Below are 4,618 nucleotides of genomic sequence, written 5' to 3'. Positions count from 1 at the left end.
AGGCCCCACCGCTGCGCAAAACCCCCACCGGCATTGCCGGTCTGGACGCGCTCACCTTCGGAGGCCTGCCCGAAGGCCGTCCCACGCTTATGTGCGGCGCGGCCGGCTGCGGCAAGACGCTCTTCGGCATCACTTTTCTCGTCAAGGGCTCCGAAGATCACGGCGATCCCGGCGTCTTCATGAGCTTCGAGGAGCGCCAGGACGAGCTCACCACCAACGTCGCCTCGCTCGGCTTCGACCTCGACGATCTCATCGCGCGAAAAAAGCTGGTCGTGGACTACGTGCGCCTCGAGCGTGGAGAGATCGAACAAGCCGGTGACTACGATCTGGAAGGCCTGTTCGTGCGTCTTGGCCACGCGATCGACACGATAGGCGCCAAACGCGTCGTCCTGGATACGGTCGAGGCATTGTTCGCGGGGCTGGAGGATTCGGCCACGCTGCGATCGGAGTTGCGCCGCCTCTTCGCCTTCCTCAAGGCCAAGGGCGTCACGGCGATCGTGACCGCGGAGCGTGGCGAAGGCCAGCTCACCCGGTACGGCATCGAGGAGTACGTCTCCGACTGCGTGATCCTGCTCGACAACCGCGTGATCGACCAGGTGACGACACGCCGTTTGCGCGTGATCAAGTATCGCGGTTCGTCCCACGGGACCAACGAATATCCCTTCCTCATCGACGAGCAAGGCGTGACCGTGTTGCCGATCACCTCGGCGGGGCTGGCGCACGAGGTGTCGTCGGAGGTGATCTCTGCCGGCGTCGCAGGGCTGGACGCGATGCTCGGACGTCATGGTTACTACCGTGGCTCCAGCGTGCTGGTGTCGGGTTCCGCCGGTACGGGCAAATCGACGCTCGCGGCCTCGTTTGTCGACGCGGCCTGTGCCCGTGGCGAACGCAGCCTGTATTTCGCCTTCGAAGAGTCGGCCGCCCAGGTCATCCGCAACATGGGATCGGTGGGTATCGACCTGCAGCGACACCGCGATGCGGGTCTGTTGGTGTTCGAAGCGGCCCGCCCGAGCCTTTACGGGTTCGAGATGCATCTGGCGCGCATGCACCGGGATATCGAGACATACAACCCCAGCGTCATCGTGGTCGACCCGATCTCGGCCTTCCGTGGCCCCGCGGTCGAGGTCAACGCCACGTTGCTGCGACTGGCCGACATCTGCAAGAGCCGCGGCATCACGGCACTCTTTACGTCCCTGTCGTCCACGGGTGACGCCATGACGGACGGTGAGCGCGATGTTTCCTCGCTCATGGACATCTGGATTGCGCTGACCGATCTCGAGGCCAACGGCGAACGCAATCGCGTCCTTTCGTTGCTGAAGGCACGCGGCATGAGCCATTCCAAGCAGCTGCGGGAATACCGCCTGACGGATCACGGCATCGAGATGGTGCCCGTTTACGTCGGACCCGATGGTGTGCTCACCGGCACCGCACGGGTCGCCCAGGAAGCGCGCGAACGGGAGGCCGAACAGGCCAGGCAGGACAGGGTCACGGCCCGCCGGAGGGTGCTGGAGCGTCGTCGTGTTGCGGTTGAGCGGCAGATCGCCGAACTGCAGGCCGAGCTGGAGAGCGAAGAGGCCGAGGTGACCCGGATGGGCGAGCAGGACGAGGTGGACGCGACCAACCGCCATGCCGACCGATCCCTGATGTCGACGCTGCGAGGTGACTTGTGAGCGCCGCACACGACGTACCCCTCGACGACGATGGCCAGGTTCACCTGCGCCTGTACGTCGCCGGCCAGACGCCCAAGTCGCTGGCGGCCATCGCCAACCTGAAGCGGCTTTGCGAAGAGCATCTGGCCGGGCGTTACACCATCGAAGTGGTCGACCTACAGGTGACGCCGCAGCTGGCTGCGGGCGACCAGATCGTGGCGGTCCCCACACTCATCCGGCGCCTGCCGCCGCCGCTGCGTCGCGTCATCGGCGACCTGTCCAATGCGGAGCGCGTCCTCGTGGGCCTGGACATGATCCCGCGGTCGTCCGCGACATGACCTCGTTGCCGCACTACCAGCTCCGACTGTTCATCACCGGCTCCACGCCCCGTTCCACGCGTGCCATCGAAAACCTGCGCAAAATCTGCGAAGAGAATCTCGACGGCCGGTACGAGCTCGAGGTTATCGATGTGTACGAGCGCCCGGAGACAACGAGGGACCTGCAGATCGTTGCCACGCCGACGCTGGTCAAGGTGTTGCCCGAGCCTTTGCGTCGCATCATCGGGGACCTCTCCGATGAGCTCAAAGTCCTGGCCGGGCTCGACCTTGCGCCACGGCCACCCGAACGAGGCTGATGGTGCGCGACGATTACCTTGAAGACGAACTGCCCAGCCGTGAACGGCTCGAGGAACGGCTGCGCGAGGCGGAAGAAACGCTGGATGCCATCCGTCGGGGTGAAGTGGACGCGGTGGTCGTCCACCATCCCGAGGGGCAGCGCATCTACACGCTCGAGAGTGCCGACCGGCCCTATCGCGTGCTCGTTGAACACATGCAGGAAGGCGCCGTCACCCTGACGGGGGACGGGGTGGTCCTTTACTGCAACCAACGCTTCGCTTCCTTGCTGGGCTCGACGCGCGAGTCGATGATCGGCCGCTCCGTCGTGCCGTATCTGGAGCGTGCCGATGCCGCGTTGATGGCCGAGATGCTGTCCCCGGGTGCGGAAGCGGGCAGGGCGGCGGAAGTGAGTCTTCGCCGCATCGATGGCCGCGTCGTTCCGGTGACGCTGTCGGCCGTCGAATTGCCTTTTGAACCCGGCATGCCGCGCGTCATTTGTGTGATCGCGACCGACCTCACGCACGCCCGGCAGCGCAGCCATGAGCTGTCGGCGGCGAATGCGCAACTGGCCGGCGAAATAGCCGAACGACGCAGCGTGGAAGATCGCCTTGCGGTAGCGCTCGATGCGGCGGGCATGGGTAGCTGGGACATCGATCTCGCGGACCGAACGGTCACGATTTCACGGCAGGCTGAAGTCATCCTGGGACTCGCGCAGGCCGGTCCCGAGGGCCGCACGCTCGAGTCGCTGTCGCAACCGTTCCTCGCCCATGAACAGGACGAGGTGAGAGCGGCCTTCGAGCAGGCCATGGAAACCGGCGTCCTCGATTTCGAGCGGCGCGTGCGTCCGGCAGGAGAGGCCGCCACTCACCGTTGGGTGCACGTCAAAGGCCGTACCTATGATCGCGACGGCGTGCCGGCACGTCTTGTGGGTGTCGTCGGCGATATCACCGAGCGTCGCCTGATGGAGATTCAGCTGCGTCAGGCGCAGAAGATGGAAGCCGTTGGCCAGCTCACCGGGGGCATCGCCCACGACTTCAACAACCTGCTGATGGTCATCGGCGGCAGCCTGGACGTGCTGGAGAGCGCCGTACCCGCAGACAACGCGAAAGCCCAGCGCTTCTTCGCCGCCGCGAAAGCGGGCGTGGAGCGCGGCGCCAGTCTGAACCAGCAGCTATTGGCCTTCTCCCGCCGGCAGGACCTGCAGGCGCAGCCCGTCTGCGTCGACGACCTGCTGCGCGACTTCGCCACGCTGCTTGGCCGCGCCCTGGGCGAAACGGTTTCGCTGGAGCTTCCTCGGCCGGCACAGCGTTGGTATTGCCGAAGCGATCCACACCAGCTCGAAACCGCGATCCTGAATCTTGCCATCAACGCGCGCGATGCGATGCCGCATGGCGGCCGCCTGACGATCACGACATCGCTCACCACGTTGACGCCGCGCGAGGCGCTGGCGATGTCGGCTGAGCCGGGGACCTATGTGGTGCTCCGCGTGCGCGACAGCGGCACGGGCATGACGCCCGAGACCGCCGCGCGCATCTTCGATCCGTTCTTYACCACCAAGGCACTGGGCAAGGGCACAGGGCTGGGTCTTAGCCAGGTTTATGGTTTCGTGAGGCAATCGGGCGGCTTCGTGAGCGTTACCAGTGAAGTGGGGCAGGGCACCACGATCGACCTGTGCCTGCCCTATACCGACGAGGTGGCGGCCGCTTCGCCTGAGGCCCAGGCGCCCACGGCCGCCGGCGACGGACGCGTGCTTGTCGTGGACGATGACATCAACGTGCGCGAGGTGTCCGTGGCCCTTCTGGGCGCACTCGGCTACACGACCCTCGAGGCTGCCGACGCCGCCCAGGCGCTTGACGTCCTCGCCCAGCGCACGGACATCGACGTGGTCTTCAGCGATGTGATCATGCCCGGGGAGATCAACGGCCTGGACCTCGCCCGCCACGTGCGGGAGAACTATCCCACCGTCGCCGTGGTGTTGGCCTCCGGCTACACCGCCCAGCAACACGGCGGCAAGGGCGCCCCAAGCGACGTCGAACTCCTGCACAAACCTTATTCCCGTGCCGCTCTGGCCGCCGCCCTGGCTCGTGCCCGCGGAGCCACCACCTGACGCCACCCGCTCCATGTAGATACTCTCTTGGCCGTCAAGCGTTCTTGAGGTGTTCAGGGCTGAAGAGCTTCGAGGTATCGAAGTTCTCGTTGTTCTGCAGACAGGCCCACAGGCCTGTCAGGTACTTACGCATGACCGCCGTGAGGGCTTGGCGCTTCTTCTTTCCACGGCGGACGAGTTGCTCGTAGAAGGCCTTGGCCAAGGGGTCATGCCGGACGGCGACCAGGGCTGGCATGTAGGTTCCGGCA

4 protein-coding genes and 1 pseudogene are annotated in these 4,618 nt (G+C 65.6%); 4 read left to right on the top strand and 1 reads right to left on the bottom strand.

Annotated elements, in window-relative coordinates; translation table 11 throughout:
* The 4 genes from kaiC to AC1DSN_RS18630 form a co-directional block, all read left to right on the top strand.
* Nucleotides 1–1,670: circadian clock protein KaiC (kaiC, locus tag AC1DSN_RS18645; RefSeq protein WP_477332153.1), on the top strand; the 1,670-nt coding region annotated here is incomplete at its 5' end.
* The gene (locus AC1DSN_RS18640; RefSeq protein WP_063572427.1) at nucleotides 1,667–1,987 is read left to right on the top strand and encodes a circadian clock KaiB family protein; all 321 of its coding nucleotides are present in this window, start codon (nucleotides 1,667–1,669) and stop codon (nucleotides 1,985–1,987) included. The genes kaiC and AC1DSN_RS18640, both read left to right, overlap by 4 nt.
* Nucleotides 1,984–2,283 (top strand): circadian clock KaiB family protein, encoded by a 300-nt coding sequence (locus AC1DSN_RS18635; protein WP_063572426.1) that lies wholly within the window; start codon nucleotides 1,984–1,986, stop codon nucleotides 2,281–2,283. The genes AC1DSN_RS18640 and AC1DSN_RS18635 overlap by 4 nt, the downstream gene beginning before the upstream one ends.
* The gene (locus tag AC1DSN_RS18630; protein WP_477332151.1) at nucleotides 2,283–4,370 is read left to right on the top strand and encodes a hybrid sensor histidine kinase/response regulator; all 2,088 of its coding nucleotides are present in this window, start codon (nucleotides 2,283–2,285) and stop codon (nucleotides 4,368–4,370) included. Before AC1DSN_RS18635 ends, AC1DSN_RS18630 begins: the two co-directional genes overlap by 1 nt.
* 34 nt (nucleotides 4,371–4,404) lie before the next feature.
* Here the strand turns inward: AC1DSN_RS18630 and AC1DSN_RS18625 are convergent.
* A pseudogene (locus AC1DSN_RS18625) lies at nucleotides 4,405–4,618 on the bottom strand (hypothetical protein); the annotation flags it as partial.

It is taken from the genome of Luteibacter sp. P4_D7_3, from assembly GCF_056401735.1.
The sequence above is the reverse complement of the archived record's forward strand: the minus strand, read 5'-3'. Positions and strand labels throughout refer to the sequence as shown.

Coding starts and splice junctions, on each gene's coding strand:
- AC1DSN_RS18635 (WP_063572426.1), top strand. CDS start 1,984: ATGACCTCGTTGCCGCACTACCAGCTCCGACTGTTCATCACCGGCTCC.